An 18876-nucleotide genomic window follows, 5' to 3' on the forward strand; every position below is an offset into this window, starting at 1 on the left:
AGTCGAATTAAACTCTCTCTAGCTCTGCTTATGTCGGCGCTCGCGGCCGGCTGCGCGACGACATCCGGCTCGACCCGGCTCGACAATACCGGCCAGCAAATCGCCGACAGCCAGGACGACGACAGCCAGCCGACGGATTCCGCCTTCTATATCCGGGCGCTGAATGGCGGCCTCGTGTCGCAGATCGCTGGTCTGAAGCTGTCGAAGAACGACAAGGCGCGGGCGCTGGAGGCGGAATATAAGGCGCTCGAAGCAACGCCGAGCGGCGACAAGGTCGTCTGGGATGGCGATGAGACGCATGGTGAAGTTGTCGCCGCTCCGCCATATCAGGTCGGCTCGCAGAACTGCCGCCAATATACGCATGCGGTCAGCGTCAACAGTGCCGCGCCGATGATGGCGCGCGGTGCCGCCTGCCGCAATGCGAATGGCAGTTGGACGCCGCTCTGACGCGCGCGGGATGGAAACCGATCCATGTTTCCACTTCTGCAGATTCCTTCCGCTGATTCCGGGCGAATCTATGCGGCTTATAGCCTCAAATTTCTGTTATTGTTGATCTCGCGCATTGGAATATGGGCAATGTTTGGGTAGACGGACGGCATGTTCTGGTTTGTCGCTCTTGCCATGGCGGTGCTTGCCGCTCTTCTGATCTCGGCACCGCTCTTCCGGCCGCGGAAGGCCGACCCCGACTCGTCCAACGACGCCGAGGTCTATCGCGATCAGCTTTCCGAGATCGACCGTGACGAGACGGCCGGTCTGATCGACGCCGACCAAAGCCGGCAGGCGCGCGCCGAGATCGCGCGCCGCCTGATCACCGCAAGCGAGCGCGGCGAGGGGCTATCGCGTGACCTGAAGCGACCGGCAGCGCTCATACTTGCGCTTTTCCTCTGTCTCATATTGCCGGCCGGCGGCTTTGCCATCTATCAGAGGATGGGCAGTCCCGCTGAGCCGGACGAGCCCTTGGCTGCACGGATGAAAAGCCCTGATCCGGACATCAACATCCTGATCGCCAAGACCGAGGACCATCTCGCTACCAACCCCACCGATGGCAGGGGTTGGGAGCTCCTCGCGCCGATCTACATGCGCCGCATGCGTGCCGACGATGCCGCCAATGCCTACCGCAACGCCATCAAATATCTTGGCGAAAATCCCGGGCTATGGGGCGCACTCGGTGAAGCTCTGACCGCCGGCGCGGACGGGCGCGTGAGCAAGGATGCGCGCACGGCGTTCGAAAAAGCACTTTCGCTCGATCCGAGCGACCCGCGCTCGCGCTTCTATGTGGCGCTCGCCGATGCCCAGGGTGGTGCGCTCGACAAGGCGCTCGCCGAATTCACTGCACTTGCCAAGGATTCGCCCGCGGATGCGCCGTGGCAGGGTGTCCTCAAGGCGCAGATCGATCAGATCACCGCGGCAAAGACCGCCAATGCAAAGGCGCCGGGCAATCCCGATGCCGCCGACATCGCCGCCGCATCGCAATTGAACGATCAGGACCGGATGCAGATGATCCGTACCATGGTCGAGACACTGGACGAACGGCTGAAGACCGACCCGAACAATTTCGAAGGCTGGATGCGACTGATCCGCTCCTATACCGTGCTCGGTCAACGGAACAAAGCCGCGGATGCGGTCAGGCGTGGCCTGAAGGCCTTCCCGGCAGACAGCGACAATGGCAAGGCGCTCGTGGCACTCGCCAGGCAGCTGGGCGTTTCGATGGAGGCGACGACCGAATGACCCGTAAGCAGAAGCGTCTCTCCCTGATTGGCGGCGGTGTTGCCTTCCTGATGGCTGCGGTTCTGCTGGTGATGTTCGCCTTCAGCCAGTCGGTCGCCTATTTCTACGTGCCTTCCGATCTTGCCAAGGCGGCGCTGCCGGATGGTACTCGCATCCGGCTGGGCGGCATGGTCAAGCCTGGTTCCTGGAAGCGTGGCCAGGGCATGCATGAGAATTTCGAGGTCACCGACACCATCAACACGGTTTCCGTGACCTATACCGGCATCTTGCCGGACCTGTTCCGCGAAGGGCAGGGCGTCGTTGCCGAAGGCTTGATCAGCGGCACCCCGCCGGCTTTCAAGGCCGACACGGTGCTTGCCAAGCATGACGAGACCTATATGCCCAGGGATGTCGCCGACCGGCTGAAGCAGAAGGGCGTCAAGCTGGGCGGTCAGGAGGTGATCAAGTGATCGTCGAGCTCGGCCATTTCCTACTGGCGCTGGCGCTGATCTCGGCGCTGGTGCAGGCGACCGTGCCGGCGCTGGGCGCCATGCGCAACGACAGCCGTCTGATGGAGCTTGCCTCGACCGGCGCATTGACCACGTTCCTGCTGGTTGGGCTCTCCTATGCGGCGCTGACCTGGGCCTATGTCAGCTCGGATTTCTCTCTGGTGACCGTCTGGGAGAATTCGCATTCAAAAATGCCGCTGGTCTACAAGCTCTCCGGCGTCTGGGGCAATCACGAGGGATCGATGATGCTCTGGCTGCTGATTCTGGTTTTCTTTTCGGCCCTCGTTGCAGTCTTCGGCGGCAATCTGCCCAAGACGCTGAAGGCCAATGTTCTGGTCGTGCAGGCCTGGATCGCGGTTGCCTTCCTGCTCTTCATCCTGCTCACCTCCAATCCCTTCCTGCGCTCTTCCTCCATTCCCTCGCTGATACCGGCGCCGGCGGAGGGCCGCGATCTCAATCCGGTGCTGCAGGACCCGGGCCTCGCCATCCATCCGCCGCTGCTCTATCTCGGCTATGTCGGCTTTTCCGTCTGCTTTTCCTTTGCTGTCGCGGCCCTGATCGACGGCAAGATCGATGCCGCCTGGGCGCGCTGGGTGCGGCCCTGGACGCTGCTTGCCTGGATCTTCCTCACCTGCGGCATCGCCATGGGCTCCTACTGGGCCTATTACGAGCTCGGCTGGGGCGGCTGGTGGTTCTGGGACCCGGTGGAGAATGCCTCGTTCATGCCTTGGCTCGCCGGCACTGCGCTCCTTCATTCTGCTTTGGTCATGGAAAAGCGCGATGCGCTGAAGATCTGGACGGTGCTGCTCGCTATCCTGACCTTCTCGTTGTCCTTGCTCGGCACGTTCCTCGTGCGCTCAGGTGTGCTGACCTCGGTGCATTCTTTCGCATCCGATCCATCGCGCGGCATCTTCATCCTCTGCATTCTCGCGATTTTTATCGGTGGCGCTTTTTCGCTGTTTGCCTTCCGCGCCATGGCATTGGCGCCCGGCGGACTGTTTCAGCCCGTCTCGCGCGAAGGCTCGCTGGTTGTCAACAACCTGATCCTCGTCGTCGCCACGGGCGCGGTGCTGACCGGCACGCTCTACCCCCTGCTGCTGGAATCGATCACCAATGAAAAGATTTCAGTCGGGCCGCCCTTCTTCAACATCGCCTTCGGCTGGCTGATGGTGCCGCTGTTTATCGTGATGCCATTCGGGCCTCTGCTTGCCTGGAAACGCGGCGACATCACGGGTGCCGCGCGCAGGCTCCGCATGGCCTTCGTGCTTTCGCTGGCGCTGGCGATTATCGTCTGGATCGTCGCCGGCAACGGGCCGATGCTGGCGATCATCGGCATGGCCGCTGGGCTCTGGTTGATCCTCGGTGCGGCAACCGATCTCTGGCATAGGGGCAATTTCGCCAAAGCCGGGATCCCGGGCGGCTTGCGTCGCATCGCCGGGCTGCCGCGTTCGGCGATCGGCACGTCGATTGCCCATGCCGGGCTGGGCGTCAGCGTGCTCGGTGTGGTGATCGTTACCTCCTGGTCGATCGAGAACATTCTCGAAATGAAGCCAGGCGAAAAGACCGAGGTCGGCACTTATACGGTGCGTTTCGATCGCGATGTGCAGGATAAAGGGCCGAACTATCTCGAAGACGCTGCCGTCTTCACCATCCTGAAGGGCAACGCCGAAGTGGCGACGACCGAGAGCGCCAAACGCGTCTACACCGCCCGACAGTCCGCGACCACGGAAGCCGGCATCACCACATTCGGCCTGTCGCAGCTCTATCTCTCGGTCGGCGACAAGAGTGCTGATGGCAAACTGGTCGTGCGGATCTGGTGGAAGCCATGGATTCTCTGCGTCTGGGGTGGCGCCATCGTCATGGCGCTGGGCGGGCTCGTCTCGCTCTCCGACCGCCGTCTGCGCGTCGGTGCGCCGTCGCGGCGTGCCAAAACAGCGCCTGCGGAAACGAGCGCTTTCGGAGCGGCCGAATGAGGACGCTGCTGGCGATCATCTTCCTGCTGCTTGCAAGCCTGCCGGCCTACGCCGTCAATCCGGATGAGGTGCTCGCCGATCCGGCACTCGAGGCGCGGGCGCGGGCTTTGTCGGCGCAATTGCGCTGCATGGTCTGCCAGAATCAGTCGATCGATGATTCGAATGCCGATCTCGCACGCGATCTCCGGCTGCTCGTCCGCCAGCGACTCAAGGATGGCGACACCGATCAGCAGGTCCTCGACTACCTCGTTTCACGTTATGGTGAATTCGTGCTGCTCAAGCCGCGGCTCAGCGAACATACGCTGCTGCTCTGGGGCATGCCGGTCTTCCTCGCCTTGGTAGGCGGGGTCATCATCGTGATTCAATTGAGCAAACGCCGGCGAACAGTGTCTGTCGCGGCACTCTCGAAAGAAGAGCAGGAAAAGCTCGACGCCATTTTGAAGAAATAGCCGACAAACGCTTCGTTTCGCATGTCTTTATCCCGAAACCGGTGGCCACTTTCGGGAGACATGCGTATTTCAGCACATTACGAAAAATTCATGTCCCGGAAAGGATGCCGCAAGGTGCGACATTTTAGAACTTTTCCATCCAGACGCGGTTCTTGACTGCACAAAGTTCCAATGGAAGGGAAGTGAAAATGACCGGTAAGATTGCCTCGCGCAAGTCGTTGATATCGATCCTCAAGGCCGGCACGATCGCCGGCGTTGCCGCCGCGGTGGTTGCCACCGGTGCGCCGCAGATGATGATCTCTGCCTTTGCCGCCCCCGTCGAAGTCAAGCAGGCCAACCAGGTTCCGAGCTTCGCCGATGTCGTCAGCGCCGTGACGCCTGCCGTCGTTTCGGTCCGAGTTTCCTCGCGCGCCACACCGGCTTCGAATGACGATGAAGATGGTTTCTTCGGCAATCCCGACTTCAATCAGCTGCCGGATAACCATCCTTTCAAGCGTTTCTTCAAGGAATTCGGCCAGAACCAGCAGGGTCAGCAAGGCGATGATGACCACTGGAAGAAATTCGGCAGCAACGGCAAGCCGCGCCTTCGTCCGACCTCACAGGGCTCCGGCTTCTTCATCTCCGAAGACGGCTATCTGGTGACCAACAACCACGTCGTCGAAGGTGGTGCTGCCTATACAGTGCTGCTCTCCGACGGCACCGAGCTCGACGCCAAGCTGATCGGCCACGACCCGCGCACCGACCTCGCCGTGCTGAAGGTCAATACCAATCGCAAGTTCACCTATGTGCAGTGGGCCGATGACAGCAAGGTCAGGGTCGGCGACTGGGTGGTCGCGGTCGGCAATCCGTTTGGCCTCGGCGGCACTGTGACGGCCGGTATCGTCTCTGCCCGCAGCCGTGATCTCGGTGGCGCTTATGATGACTATATCCAGGTCGACGCGGCCGTGAACCGCGGCAATTCCGGTGGTCCGAGCTTTAATCTGAACGGCGAAGTGATCGGTATCAACACTGCGATCTTCTCACCGAACGGCGCCAATGCCGGTATCGCCTTCGCCATTCCCGCTTCCGTCGCCAAGGACGTGGTTGCCAAGCTGATGAAGGGCGGTGACATCCATCGCGGTTGGCTCGGCGTCAAGATAGAGCCCGTGACCCAGGATGTCGCCGATTCGCTCGGCCTGCCGGAAGCAACCGGCGCGCTGGTCAACGAGCCGCAGGCTGGTTCTCCGGGCGAGAAGGCCGGCATCAAGGTCGGCGACGTTATCACTTCCGTCGATGGCCAGGCCGTCAAGGGCCCGAAAGAGCTGGCCCGCATGATCGGCTCGATGGATCCCGGCAAGACCGTCGATGTCACCCTCTGGCGCGGCGGTAAGTCGATGAACGTCAAGCTGACGCTCGGCACTCTGCCGGATGAGAACCAGATGGCCGACGCACAGTCGGGCCAGAACGCGCCGGATGACCAGCAGCAGTCGCAACAGCCGGATGACTCGCAGGTGGCCAAGACGCTCGACCAGCTTGGCCTCGAAGTTCAGCCGAGCGATGACGGCCACGGTGTGCAGGTGACCAGCGTCGACCCGAACTCGGATGCCGCCGACAAGGGCGTCAAGCCCGGCCAGAAGATCACCTCCGTCAACAATCAGGATGTGAATTCTGCCCGCGATATCCAGCGCCTGGTCCAGGCCGCCAGGAAGGATGGCCGCAAGAAGGCGCTCTTCCAGCTTGAAGACCAGACCGGCAACCGCTTCGTGGCACTCCCGATCGGCTGACCGACCGCTCACAAACCTATGAAAATCAAGGCCCTCTCCCTCAGCGGGAGGGGGCTTTCCGAAGGGATGTGTTCTCGCCTATGCTGCAGTCCATGAAGATTCTCATCATCGAAGACGATCTCGATGCCGCGAGCTATCTCGTGAAGGCATTTCGCGAGGCCGGCCATACGGTGGACCATGCGAGCGACGGCGAGAGCGGGCTCTTCATGGCATCCGAGAACAGTTACGACGTGCTGATCGTCGACCGCATGCTGCCGCGTCGCGACGGCCTGTCGGTGATCATCGAACTGCGCAAGAAGAATGTGAACACGCCGGTGCTGATCCTTTCCGCACTCGGCCAGGTCGACGACCGCGTCACGGGCCTGCGCGCCGGCGGCGACGACTATCTGCCCAAGCCTTATTCGTTCACGGAATTGCTCGCCCGCGTCGAAGTGCTCGGTCGCCGTCGTGGCATGCCCGAGCAGGACATGGTTTACAAGGTCGGCGATCTCGAACTCGACCGCCTGTCGCATGACGTCCGCCGCAGCGGCAAGGAAATCCTGCTGCAGCCGCGCGAATACCGCCTGCTCGAATATCTGATGAAGAATGCCGGCCAGGTGGTCACCCGCACCATGTTGCTCGAAAATGTCTGGGATTATCATTTCGACCCACAGACCAATGTCATCGACGTGCATGTGTCGCGGCTGCGCTCCAAGATCGAGAAGGATTTCGACAAGCCGCTGCTCCGGACCATCCGTGGCGCCGGTTATATGATCAAGGACGACGCGTGATCCGATGGCGGTCCTGAGCTGGATCAACACCAGGCTTCTCAGTTCCCGTATCCAGACGCTTTACAAGAACACGGCCGTCCGCCTGTCCGCCGTCTATCTGTTGTTATTCTCCGCCTGCGCGGCGCTGCTCGTCTTCTACGTCACCTCGATATCCGAGTCCGAACTGCAGGCGCGGATGAAGGCCTCGATCTCCGACGAGATCGACGACCTCGACAGCGTCTATTCGCAAGGTGGGCTGGCGTCGCTCGTCAACCTGCTCGAGCGCCGCGCACACCAGCCGGGCGCCAACCTCTATGTCATTGCCGGCCCGAATGGCGAAATCCTTGCCGGCAACGTCGCAGCCCTTCAGCCCGGTGTGCTCGACGAGGAGGGTTGGACGGACCGCCCCTTTCTCTATGAGCGCTTTGGCGAGAGCAAACGCGGCGGCAAACATGCGGCGATCGCGCATGTCTTCATCTTCGAGAACGGCATCCGGATTCTCGTCGGCCGCGATGTCGGCGAGCCGGAGAACGCGCGGCTCTTGGTCCGCCAGGCGCTGATGCTGGCGCTCGGCGTCATGGGCGTTGGTGCGCTGATCATCTGGTTTGCGATCGGCCGCAACGCGCTGCGCCGCATCGATCGCACGTCGGTCGCAGCGCAGAAGATCATGGATGGCGATCTTTCCGAACGCCTGCCGATCACCGGCGCCGGCGACGAATTCGACCGGCTTGCCGTATCGCTCAACGCCATGCTGGCCCGCATGGAGCGCCTGAATGAAGGGCTGCGGCAGGTCTCCGACAACATTGCCCACGATCTCAAGACCCCGCTGACGCGACTGCGCAACAAGGCGGAGAACGCGCTCGGCGGCGATCGCGATGCCCATGAATATCGCGGCGCCTTGGAAGAGGTGATTTCCGAGTCCGACCAGTTGATCCGTACCTTCAACGCGCTGCTGATGATCTCGCGCGTCGAGGCGGGCTCGGCTGCGGCGGAAATGTCCGACCTCGACCTGTCGGCGATCGTCGCTGAATTTGCGGAGCTTTACGAACCGGTCGCCGAGGAGGAAGGGCTCGAGCTGCGCCTTGCCATCGAACCCGACGTGGTAATCCGCGGAAATCGCGAACTCGTCGGCCAGGCGATCTTCAACCTGCTCGACAATGCGATCAAATATGGGGAAAATCCCGGCAACCCCGTCATTGAAATTTCCGTCGCCAAGACCGATACGCAAATCCGTCTCACCGTTGCCGACCACGGGTCGGGCGTGCCGGACGACAAGTACGAGGACGTCGTCAAGCGCTTCTATCGGCTGGACAAGAGCCGGTCCAAACCAGGCACCGGCCTCGGCCTAGCCCTGGTCGCCGCGGTCATGGAGCTACATGGCGGCCGTATCGAACTTCGGGCTACCGAGCCGGAGCAAAGCGAAAACCGAGGTCTTGCCGTCGACATGGTTTTCCCGCAGGAAAAGCCATAAGGCAAAGCAGGTTGGAGGAGGACAGATGGCGGAACAGGCTGACAGACAACAGGCCGCCCGGCTCGCAGACCTCGAGGAGAGCCCGATCAGGCCGCTGAACGCGTCGGAAATCAAGTCCGTCAACGCCGATCTCAAGGATTGGGCGAAGACGGAGCCGGCGATTGCCACGCTGCTTGCCGACGGCGGTCCGATGAAGGATTTTGTCACCGCCGCTTTCACTCTGTCGCCCTTCATCCGCGATATCGCCCGTATCAGTCCGCCGCTGCTCGCCGAGGCGCTGCAGAACGATCTGCGCACTCTCCTCGGTGACGTTATCAATCATGTCCGAGCCAGTTGGACCGCGGCGAGCGAAGCCGAGCTGATGACGCTGTTGCGCAAGGCGAAGCGCCGCGCTGCCTTCCTGATTGCGCTCGGCGACCTCAGCCAGTTGATCGACGGTTCGGAAGCCACCCGTTGGTTGACCGTTCTCGCCGAGGCAAGCGTCGCTGCCGCGATCGACCATTTGCTGCTCGCCGCCCATCACGGCGGCAAGCTCGTGCTCAAGGACGAGTCGCAACCGTCGCTAGGCTCCGGATTGATCGTGCTTGGCATGGGTAAGCTGGGCGGCCGCGAACTCAATTATTCTTCCGACATCGATGTCGTCGTGTTCTATGAGCCGGACGCCGCGATTCTCGTCGACCCCGAGGACGGAACGGAAACCTTTGCCCGTATCCTTCGCCGCTTCATCCGCATCATGCAGGACCGTACCGGCGATGGCTACGTTTTCCGCACTGATCTGCGCCTCAGGCCGGACCCCGGCTCCACCCCACTCGCCATCCCCGTCGAGGCGGCGATGATCTATTATGAGGGCAGGGGACAGAACTGGGAGCGTGCCGCCTTCATCAAGGCGCGGTCGATCGCCGGCGACCTTGTGGCCGGTGAACAGTTTTTGCGCGAGCTCGTCCCTTTCGTCTTCCGCAAATATCTCGACTATGCCGCGATCGCTGACATCCACTCGATCAAGCGGCAGATCCACGTTCACAAAGGGCATGGCGAGATCGCCGTGAAGGGCCATAACGTCAAACTCGGCCGCGGCGGCATCCGCGAGATCGAATTCTTCGTCCAGACGCAGCAATTGATTGCCGGTGGCCGCATGCCGGAGCTCAGGACCAAGAGCACCGAAATTGCGCTGGTGGAATTGGAAGATGCGAAATGGATCGACAAGACGACGCGGATCGAGCTGACCGAGGCCTATTGGTTCCTGCGTTCCGTCGAGCATCGCATCCAGATGGTCAATGACGAGCAGACGCACAGCCTGCCGACCACGGAAGCAGAATTGAAGCGCATCGCCTTCATGCTCGGCTTCGCCGATACGGCGTCCTTCTCGCAGCGGCTAACGTCGACGCTGAAGACCGTGGAACGGCGTTATGCGCGGCTGTTCGAACAGGAAAGCAAGCTCTCGTCGGACACCGGCAATCTCGTCTTCACCGGCCAGAAGGACGACCCCGACACGCTGGAAACGCTTGCTCGCCTTGGCTTTCAGCGCCCATCCGATATGTCCCGGGTCATTCGCGGCTGGCACTATGGCCGCTACCGCGCCACCCAATCGGTCGAGGCCCGCGAGCGGCTGACCGAACTCATGCCGGAACTGCTGCGTATCTTCGGCCAAAGCCGTAGAGCGGACGAGGCGCTGCTTTCCTTCGACCGCTTCATCGCGGGCTTGCCGGCCGGCATTCAGCTGTTTTCGCTGCTTTCCTCCAACCCGTCTTTGCTTTCGCTGCTCGTCACCATCATGTCGGCGGCGCCGAAACTGGCAGAGATCATTTCCGCCAAGCCGCATGTCTTCGACGGCATGCTCGACCCGGCGCTGATTTCCGAACTGCCGACCCGCGGATATCTCGAGGAGCGGCTCACCACCTTCCTCGAAAGCGCCACCCATTTCGAGGACAAGCTTGACCGGTTGCGCATCTTCGCCTTCGAGCAGAAATTCCTGATCGGCATCCGCCTGCTGACAGCGGTGATCGAAGGTCGTGACGCGGCTCGCGCCTTCACCGATCTCGCCGATCTCGTCATCGTCGAAGCGCTCGCCGCCGTCCGCTCCGAACTGGAAGCGGTGCACGGCAAATATCCCGGCGTCGTCGTCGCCGTGATCGGCATGGGCAAGCTCGGCAGCCGCGAAATGACCGCAGGCTCGGATGTCGATCTGATCCTGCTCTACGACTATGATGACGAGGCGCTGGAATCGGATGGTCCGAAGCCGATCGACGCCAATCGCTATTTCTCCCGCATGACGCAGCGCTTGATCGCAGCGCTCTCCGCGCCGACGGCCGAAGGCGTGCTTTATGAAGTCGACATGCGGCTCAGGCCCTCCGGCAACAAGGGGCCGGTCGCCACGCGGCTGCGCACTTTCCGCAAATATCAGTTCGAGGAGGCCTGGACCTGGGAGCACATGGCGCTGACCCGGGCTCGCGCTGTCGCCGGTGACGAGGGGTTTGCCGGCGAGGCGGAGACAATCATCGCCGCGGTGCTAGACCAGGTGCGCGAGCCGAAGAAGGTCGCCCGCGACGTCGCCGAGATGCGCGACATGATCGACAAGGAAAAGCCCCCGAAAAATATCTGGGACGTCAAGCTGATCCATGGGGGATTGGTCGATATCGAATTCATCGCCCAGCACATATCGCTTCTCGCCCCACTCAAGGGATTCGACGCCGCCGGCCATGATGCCAACACCGAAGCGACGTTAAGACGTCTCGGTCCGGAATTCCTGGACTCTGCTGATCTCGACACGGTGCTGTGCGCACTTGAGCTCTATTCAAGCATTGCCCAGGTGGTACGGCTCTGCGTCGACGGTCCCTTCGATCCCGAGGACGCGCCGGAAGGCCTGAAGGAACTGCTCTGCCGGATCACCGACCTGCCGGACCTCGTCGTCCTCGAAGGCGAGATCAAGCGCTGCTCCGAGGCTGTGCGGAGGATTTTCAGGTCGACCGTCTCGCGCTGATCACATCACGAGGAATTCGAACTGATCCATGGTCAGTTTCGGCGCGCCGTCGATATGCGCGAGCAAAACCTGGTGCTCGTGCAGGGCGTTGTTTTCATCTCTGCTGTAGACGTCCATGAGCACGGAACCGGTCGAGTGGTCATAGGTGACAAAACGCCCGTATTTGTTGTTCTTGTCTGCCTGATCGAAATCACTGCGACTGAAGAAGCGACCGCTGTCGTAGGAGACATAATCGTTGATCGCACTGCCGCTACCCTGAACCCCGTCGCCATAGGCATTGTCCGGCGCGCGTGCAAACGTATCCTCGACGTCGAGAAAGGTCGCGTACTGGTCCGAGCGGATGATGATGGCGATCTTGTCCTGATGAGCGTTGAAGTCGGTCACCTCGGTATATTGATACGCGCCCTGGAAATGGAAGGCGAACACGTCGGCGCCATTGCCGCCGCTGACGGTGTTGTAGCCGGCGCCGGCGCTGAGATAGTCGTTGCCGTTGTCGCCGGACAGCGTGTCGTTGCCGTCCTGCGAAAAGATATAGTCATCGCCGCTCATGCCGTGGACATTGGCCGTGCCACTGCTGCAGATCGTTTCCATATTGTTAGTGCCGGCGATCTGCTGCTTGTCACTTGTCGATCCGACAGAGTAGATGATTTCCTCGACACCTGAGACCTTCATCACATTGGTCGCGGACTGCAGCATCGAAATCCGGGTGGCCGGCGTGATGTCGACGATCAGCGTGTCGAAATCGCTGCCGCCATCGATCGAGCTGCCGCGGGCAGGTGAGGCGCGGAGATTGCTGAGATTGACGGAGAAGCCGCTGATTAGGTCGTTGTCGGCGCCGGCTGAAATGCTGTCGCTGCCCCCTTGGCCGCCGTAAATCAGGTCGGCGCCGCGATTGCCCAGGATCGTGTCATCCGTCCCGGTACCGATCAGCGTATCGGAATAGCTCGACCCGAAAAGCTTCATGTGTCATCCTCAAATCAAGGCTGTTTAGCGTTGCCCAGCGGCATGTCGGCTGGCAAACCTCAACTTTGGAATGTGGATGAAGAGTCCTAATGTTCTGTAAACCGGAATCCAGCGATCCCGCTCGGTTTCCCGCATCGCTTGCCTTGGCACAGGCTGCAGCCTCGGATCGGCAGCCACCACCCGTCCTCAGATCCGGACCACGATGATTGTGCCCTTGCCCTCGCGCGAGTAGATTTTCATCTCGCCGCCATGGAGCTGCGTCAGCGAGCGGGAGATCGCCAGGCCGAGGCCCGAACCGCCCTGGCTCTTGGCATACTGGCTCTGCACCTGCTCGAAGGGCTGGCCGATCTTGTGCATGGCGGCCTTGGGGATGCCTATGCCGGTATCGGCTATGGTCAGGCAAATGCCGTCGGAGAGCTTCTTTGCCCGGACGATCACCCGGCCCTCGGGATTGGTGAATTTCACCGCATTAGAGAGCAGGTTGATGAGGATCTGTTTCATCGCGCGTCGGTCGGCGGAAAGCGTCAGGTCGCCGATGATCTTCTGCTCGACGGAAATGTTCTTGCGCTGCGCCGTCACGGCGATGAACCGCAGGCTTTCCTCGATCAGCACCGCCAGATTGGTCGGCTCACTCTCCAGTTTGAGATGCCCCGCTTCGATCTTCGACATGTCGAGAATGTCGCTGATGACGTTGAGCAGGTGCTTGCCGCTATCGTGGATGTCGCAGGAATATTCAAAATATTTGTCGCTGCCGAGCGGCCCGAACATCTGGTTCTGCAGGATTTCGGAGAAGCCGAGGATGGCGTTGAGCGGTGTCCTGAGCTCATGCGACATGTTGGCGAGGAATTCGGACTTGGCGCGGTTGGCGGCCTCTGCGCGTTCCTTTTCCGCCTGATAGGCAGCATTGGCGCTGGAAAGCTCGGCCTTCTGCCGCTCGAGTTTCATCCGAGAGGCCGAGAGATCGCCGATGGTGGCCATCAGGCGGCGTTCGGACTCGCGCAGCCGCTCCTGGTGGCGCTTCATCAGCGTGATATCGGTGCCAACAGAGACGAGACCGCCGTCATGGGTGCGGCGTTCGTTGATCTGCAGCCAGCGGCCGTCGGCAAGCTGCACTTCCATCGTCTGCGACTGGTGCTGGCCAGGATCGGGGTCGGCGAGCCGGCGCTCGATCACCGGCCGTGACGCGGCGGCATAGACGATCATGCGTTCCGCGCCCGGCACCAGCGCATTGTCCGGCAGGCCATAGGCTTGCTGGTAGTGCGAATTGCACATCACCAGCCGATCATTCTTGTCCCAGAGCACGAAGGCTTCGGAGGTGGATTCGATGGCATCCGCCAATCGCTGGTCAGCCTCGGCATAGCGCTGGGCGAGCTTGTGCTGCTCGGTCACGTCCATGGCGATGCCGATCAGATGCGCCCGCCGCGACGGTGAGCGGAGAATCTGCGCACGGGCGCGCAGCCAGACATAGTGGCCCGACGCATGACGCATGCGGAAAACCTGGTCGACCTGCATCAGGTCGCCGCGGGCAATGCCGCGCGCCAGCGCATAGATCGACTTGTCGTCTGGGTGCATCAGCCGCGCCATGTCGCCGAAGGAGAGCACGCCGTCGCGCGGCGCCATGCCGAGCATCTCGTACATCGACCGCGACCAGAAAAGCCGCCCATCGGTCATGTCGAAGTCCCAGAGACCGCAGCGACCGCGCGACAGCGCCGATTCTACCCGCATATTGGATTCGACAAACACCTCGTCGGCATCCCGCGCCCGCTTGGCCTGGGTGTAATAAGCATAGAGAACGACCAGGATGATCGCCGAAATACCGGTGAACAGGGTGACGTTGAGCGAGATTTCCTCGCGCCAGTGATCGGCGATCGCCGTCGTCGGCTTCATCGTCAACACGAAACCGGCTTTGCTTTCCAGCGGAATGAAGGAGACGAAATTCTCCATTCCGGCGATCATCAGCTTGCGCACCGGGTCGGTGTCGGACGGGTCCGCATAGAGGTCGGGCGCGATGCTCGGCAGATAACGGCCCTTGTAGAACTCGCTGTTTGCCGAAGCGGCGATGACGAAGCCGGTGGCATCGGCAACCAGGATCGCCATGTCCGGCCGGGCGTCGTCCTGCGGCAGAACGGAACGGATCAGCGCTTCGAGCGACGGTTCATTGCCATGATCGAGGAAAGTCGGGTGCGCGCCAAGCCGGCCGGACACCGCCGAGGCCGTAAGATGCGTTTCGCTCATGGACGCCTGTTCCATGCGGCTGGTCTCGCCATAGATACCGAAACCACGCGCAATCGCCACCACGAGCAGGAAAAGCGTGATCAGGATCGGTATGGAGCGCTTCAACAGCGGTTCGGCCCGCGCGATTTCCATCGCACCGGGCGAAATGAAACGGATCGCCTTCGCGCGAAAGCCGCGTTCCAGCCCGGACAATCCCTGAAAGCCGTGCCTGAGCCGGCTGCCGGTCACGCTTCCCCGCCGCGTATCCGTCATCTCTTCCGCCTTGATTCTTTTGCCGATTCGAGGCGCCGCTCGCCCGAATCAACGATAATGAATCATCGACGAATCACCTTGTCCAGAGTTCGCGTTTAACGCTTTTTTAAGGGTTTCAAATGACTCACATATTTTTTTGAACGCAAGCTCCAGTCATGCCGGCGCCAGGGCAATAGTGGCCGGCGATGTGGACCGAGCATGGTGGCGCGGTCGTCAGCCCCAGCCGATCGACCTGAAATAGTCCGGAACCCGGTCCAGAGTTGGAAAGGTCCGGCCGGGACCGTAGTCGGCGGGCGGCTTGCGCCCGGTTCCCCGGTCGATCCAGATGCAACGGAATCCCATATCCCGGGCCGCGACCAGATCGAGATGCGGGCTGGCGCAGATATGAATCACCTTGTCCTTGGTGACGCCGATGGCGCGATGCGCATATTCGAAGATGTGCGGCGACGGCTTGTACCAGGTTGCCTGCTGCGCCGTGATCACCCGGTCGACATGCCCGCCCATCTGCGCGACATTTCCGGCGATGACGTCATCGTCGGTATTGGAGACGATGCAGAGCTTGAAGCCCATGGCCTTCAGGTCCGCGAGCGCGGCGACAACCTCGGGGAAGGGCGGCATTCTTGAAATGCCCGATGTCAGCACTGCGGCGTCATCGGGACGGCCCGGCAGCCCAAGCTCCGCCATTGCCAATTGCAGGCCTGCCGCGGCCACCGATTTGAATGAGCGGTGCGGCGTCTCCGATTCCAGCTGGTGCTCATATTTGTCGTAAACATGGATCAGCGTCGCGGCGTTCACCGCGTGACCGGGATATTTCGCCAGGATGGCATTGACGGCGGCAAGCAGGCCCTCATCCCACTGGATGAGGGTTCCATAGCAGTCGAACGTCAGCCATTCAGGTTTCGAACCGGGAAACTCCATCGGCGATCTCCTCTCGCGCCTCTCCGGAAGCGGCAGGATTGCGGGCGAAAGGGCACCGGCTGGTCGGGAGCCCTGACGCGCTATGCCTTCAGCATCCGATCGATCAAATCCCGCACATCCGTCGACAGCGGCGCCGAACGTTCGATCGTCATCAGCGCCGCCTTGGCATGGCTGGCGCGTACCGGTTCCAGCGAGTGCCACGAGCGCATCGATGTCAGGATGCGCGCTGCGACCTGCGGATTGCGCTTGTCGATGGCGACGATCTGCTCGGCCAGGAACTGATAGCCGGCGCCGTCGGCGCGGTTGAAACCGGTCGGGTTCGACATGGCGAAAGCACCGATCAGCGAGCGCAAGCGGTTCGGATTGTTGGGCGCGAAATGTGGGCTCGACATCAGCGTCTGCACACGGCCGAGCGTTGCCGCAGCCGGTACGGTTGCCTGGATCGTGAACCACTTGTCGAGCACCAGCGGATTGCTGCGGAAGCGCGCCTCGAAGCCATCGATCGCGCCGACTGCAGCGTCGCTATCGGGGAAACGATGCGCCAGCACCAGCAGCGCATGCGCCAGTTCCGTCATGTTGTCGGCGGACTCGAACAGCTGGGTAGCGCGCTCCGGCCCCTTATCGCTGTAGGAGAGCCAGGTCAGCGCCGCATTGCGCAGCGCCCGCCGGCCGGCACTGGCCGAGTCTGGATTGAACGCGCCCTCGCTCTTCAGCGAAGCATGAAGACCGGCGAGCGGCTCGGCGATGGCGCCGGCGACCGAACGCAAGATGCCGTCGCGCGCCGCATGCACCGTATCGGTATTGATGTCGCTGCCGATCTCGCGGGCAATATCGGCCTCGGAAGGCAGGGCCAGCGCCTGCGCTCGGAAGGCGGGCTCGAGCGCGTCATTGACGGCGGTGGCGGAGAGGATCGAGATAAGCTGCGCGCTCGCCTCAGCCTGGCCGCCAGCCTCGATCGATTTCACCGCCGCCAGCAGGTCGCGCATCGCCAGCAGATTGATCGCTTGCCAGCGCGAGAACAGGTCGCCGTCATGCCGGGCGATATGGACGATATCTTCCGGCGATTGATCGAAATGCAGGTTGATCGGCGACGAAAAGCTGCGGTTTAGTGACAGCACCGGCCGCGAGGCAATGCCTTCGAAGGTGAAGGTCTGGCTGCGCTCGGTGAGATGCAGCACGCCCTCGGCGAACTCGCCGCCGGCAACCGCTGTGGGAACCGCCTCGTTGCCGTTGTCGAGCAGCAGGCCCATGGCGAGCGGGATGTGCATCGGCTGCTTGGTCGGCTGACCCGGCGTCGGCGGGATCATCTGCTCCAGCGACAGTTTCAGGCTCTTTTCGGCGGCGTCATAGGCGGCGGAGACCGACACCAGCGGCGTGCCCGACTGGTTGTACCAGAGCGAGAACTGGCTGAGGTCGCGGCCACTGACATCCTCAAAGCATTTGACGAAATCTTCGATCGTCACGGCTTGGCCGTCATGCCGGTCGAAATAGAGGTCCATGCCCTTGCGGAATGTCGGCCGGCCCAGCAGGGTAGCGATCATCCGGGTGACTTCGGAGCCCTTTTCGTAGACGGTCGTGGTGTAGAAATTGTTGATCTCGCGATAGACCTGCGGCCGCACGGGATGGGCCAGCGGCCCGGCGTCCTCGGCAAACTGCTCGGATTTCAGATGCCGCACCTCGGCAATGCGCTTGACCGGACGCGAGCGCTGGTCGGCGGAGAATTCGTGGTCGCGGAAGACCGTCAGGCCTTCCTTCAGGCAGAGCTGGAACCAGTCGCGGCAGGTGATGCGATTGCCGGTCCAGTTGTGGAAATATTCATGCGCGACGATCGCTTCGATATTGGCATAATCCTGGTCGGTCGCGATTTCGGGGTCGGCAAGAATGTACTTGTCGTTGAAGACGTTGAGCCCCTTGTTCTCCATCGCCCCCATATTGAAGTCGGAGACGGCGACAATCATGAAGATGTCGAGATCATATTCGCGGCCGAAGGCTTCCTCGTCCCACTTCAACGAACGCTTGAGCGCATCCATGGCATAGGCCGCGCGCGGCTCCTTGCCGTGTTCGACATAGATGCGCAGCTTGACCTCGCGGTCGTTCATCGTCGTGAACGTGTCTTCGACCACGCCGAGATCCCCGGCCACCAGCGCGAACAGATAGCTCGGCTTGGGATGCGGATCGAACCAGACGGCGAAGCGCCGGCCATCGCCATAGTCGCCGCCGCCGAGGAAATTGCCGTTCGACAGCATGACCGGATTGGCGGTGCCATCGGCGATGATGGTGATCGTATAGACGCCCAGCACATCCGGACGGTCCATGAAATAGGTGATGCGGCGAAAGCCTTCCGCCTCGCACTGGGTGCAATAGGTGCCGTTGGTGCGATAGAGGCCCATCAGCTTGGTGTTGGCTTCGGGATCGAGAATGGTTTCGACGGTCACTTCGAAGGTGACGCCGGTCGGCAGATTGTGGATGACGAGTTGCCTGGCATCCACCACATATTGGCTTTCGTCGATCGCAATGCCATCGATCGCCACGGCTTTGAGTGTCAGTTCGTCGCCATCGAGGATCAGCGGCGCGTCCGCGGCCGCGCCGTCGCGGCGATGCATGAGCGAGCGCTGGATGACGAGCGTCTGCCTGGGGTCGAGCTCGAAGGTGAGATCCACCCGCTCCAGGATGAAATCGGTCGGGCGATAGTCTGCCAGATGGATGATCTGGCCGGCGTTGGCTTCCATGGCGCTTCCTGAATTGGCAAATGCCAATTTTCTGAGTTAGACGATTTCTCCCCGCGCCATTCCGCGTCTCTTTCGAAGCCGAAACAACGCCAATTTCCGGCGGCAACATATCCACCGTCCACTGAATATTTGTTTAAACTGTTCCAATTCAGCACGTCAAACGCGATTTCGCGTAACAATC

At 61.6% G+C, this 18876-nt stretch carries 13 protein-coding genes; 9 read left to right on the top strand and 4 right to left on the bottom strand.

Annotation, left to right across the window (positions count from 1 at the left end; genetic code table 11):
• Nucleotides 1-30: 30 nt before the first annotated feature.
• The 9 genes from AC1DYF_RS01255 (at nucleotide 31) to AC1DYF_RS01295 (ending at nucleotide 11598) form a co-directional block, all read left to right on the top strand.
• The gene (locus AC1DYF_RS01255) at nucleotides 31-447 is read left to right on the top strand and encodes a hypothetical protein (RefSeq protein ID WP_477874408.1); all 417 of its coding nucleotides are present in this window, start codon (nucleotides 31-33) and stop codon (nucleotides 445-447) included.
• Between the two features lie 150 nt (nucleotides 448-597).
• Complete coding sequence (gene ccmI, locus AC1DYF_RS01260) at nucleotides 598-1728, top strand: c-type cytochrome biogenesis protein CcmI (protein WP_477874410.1); 1131 nt, start codon at nucleotides 598-600, stop codon at nucleotides 1726-1728.
• Nucleotides 1725-2177, top strand: a complete 453-nt coding sequence (gene ccmE / locus AC1DYF_RS01265; RefSeq protein ID WP_477874412.1) for a cytochrome c maturation protein CcmE — start codon at nucleotides 1725-1727, stop codon at nucleotides 2175-2177. The genes ccmI and ccmE overlap by 4 nt, the downstream gene beginning before the upstream one ends.
• Nucleotides 2174-4189, top strand: coding sequence for a heme lyase CcmF/NrfE family subunit (locus tag AC1DYF_RS01270; protein ID WP_477874414.1), 2016 nt, complete (start codon nucleotides 2174-2176; stop codon nucleotides 4187-4189). Before ccmE ends, AC1DYF_RS01270 begins: the two co-directional genes overlap by 4 nt.
• A complete protein-coding gene (locus tag AC1DYF_RS01275; RefSeq protein WP_477874416.1) occupies nucleotides 4186-4638 on the top strand; it encodes a cytochrome c-type biogenesis protein in 453 nt (150 codons plus the stop codon). Before AC1DYF_RS01270 ends, AC1DYF_RS01275 begins: the two co-directional genes overlap by 4 nt.
• 188 nt (nucleotides 4639-4826) lie before the next feature.
• Nucleotides 4827-6401, top strand: a complete 1575-nt coding sequence (locus AC1DYF_RS01280) for a Do family serine endopeptidase (protein WP_477874418.1) — start codon at nucleotides 4827-4829, stop codon at nucleotides 6399-6401.
• 80 nt (nucleotides 6402-6481) lie between these two features.
• A complete protein-coding gene (locus AC1DYF_RS01285; RefSeq protein ID WP_477874420.1) occupies nucleotides 6482-7171 on the top strand; it encodes a response regulator transcription factor in 690 nt (229 codons plus the stop codon).
• A gap of 4 nt (nucleotides 7172-7175) precedes the next feature.
• Nucleotides 7176-8621, top strand: a complete 1446-nt coding sequence (locus AC1DYF_RS01290) for a sensor histidine kinase (protein WP_477874422.1) — start codon at nucleotides 7176-7178, stop codon at nucleotides 8619-8621.
• 25 nt (nucleotides 8622-8646) lie between these two features.
• Nucleotides 8647-11598, top strand: coding sequence for a bifunctional [glutamine synthetase] adenylyltransferase/[glutamine synthetase]-adenylyl-L-tyrosine phosphorylase (locus AC1DYF_RS01295; RefSeq protein ID WP_477874424.1), 2952 nt, complete (start codon nucleotides 8647-8649; stop codon nucleotides 11596-11598).
• Here AC1DYF_RS01295 and AC1DYF_RS01300 read toward each other — a convergent pair whose 3' ends face one another.
• The 4 genes from AC1DYF_RS01300 to pepN all read right to left on the bottom strand — a co-directional run bounded on the left by AC1DYF_RS01300 (nucleotide 11599) and on the right by pepN (nucleotide 18695).
• Complete coding sequence (locus tag AC1DYF_RS01300; RefSeq protein ID WP_477874426.1) at nucleotides 11599-12561, bottom strand: calcium-binding protein; 963 nt, start codon at nucleotides 12559-12561, stop codon at nucleotides 11599-11601.
• A 186-nt stretch (nucleotides 12562-12747) separates the two neighbouring features.
• Nucleotides 12748-15048, bottom strand: a complete 2301-nt coding sequence (locus AC1DYF_RS01305; RefSeq protein WP_477874428.1) for a sensor histidine kinase — start codon at nucleotides 15046-15048, stop codon at nucleotides 12748-12750.
• A 213-nt stretch (nucleotides 15049-15261) separates the two neighbouring features.
• Nucleotides 15262-15966 (bottom strand): haloacid dehalogenase type II, encoded by a 705-nt coding sequence (locus AC1DYF_RS01310; RefSeq protein WP_477874430.1) that lies wholly within the window; start codon nucleotides 15964-15966, stop codon nucleotides 15262-15264.
• Nucleotides 15967-16046: 80 nt separating this feature from the next.
• Nucleotides 16047-18695 carry an aminopeptidase N gene (pepN, locus tag AC1DYF_RS01315; RefSeq protein ID WP_477874432.1) on the bottom strand — a complete coding sequence of 883 codons (2649 nt, stop codon included), beginning with the start codon at nucleotides 18693-18695 and terminating at the stop codon, nucleotides 16047-16049.
• Between the last annotated feature and the right edge of the window lie 181 nt (nucleotides 18696-18876).

It is taken from the genome of Rhizobium sp. P2_G9, from assembly GCF_056403475.1.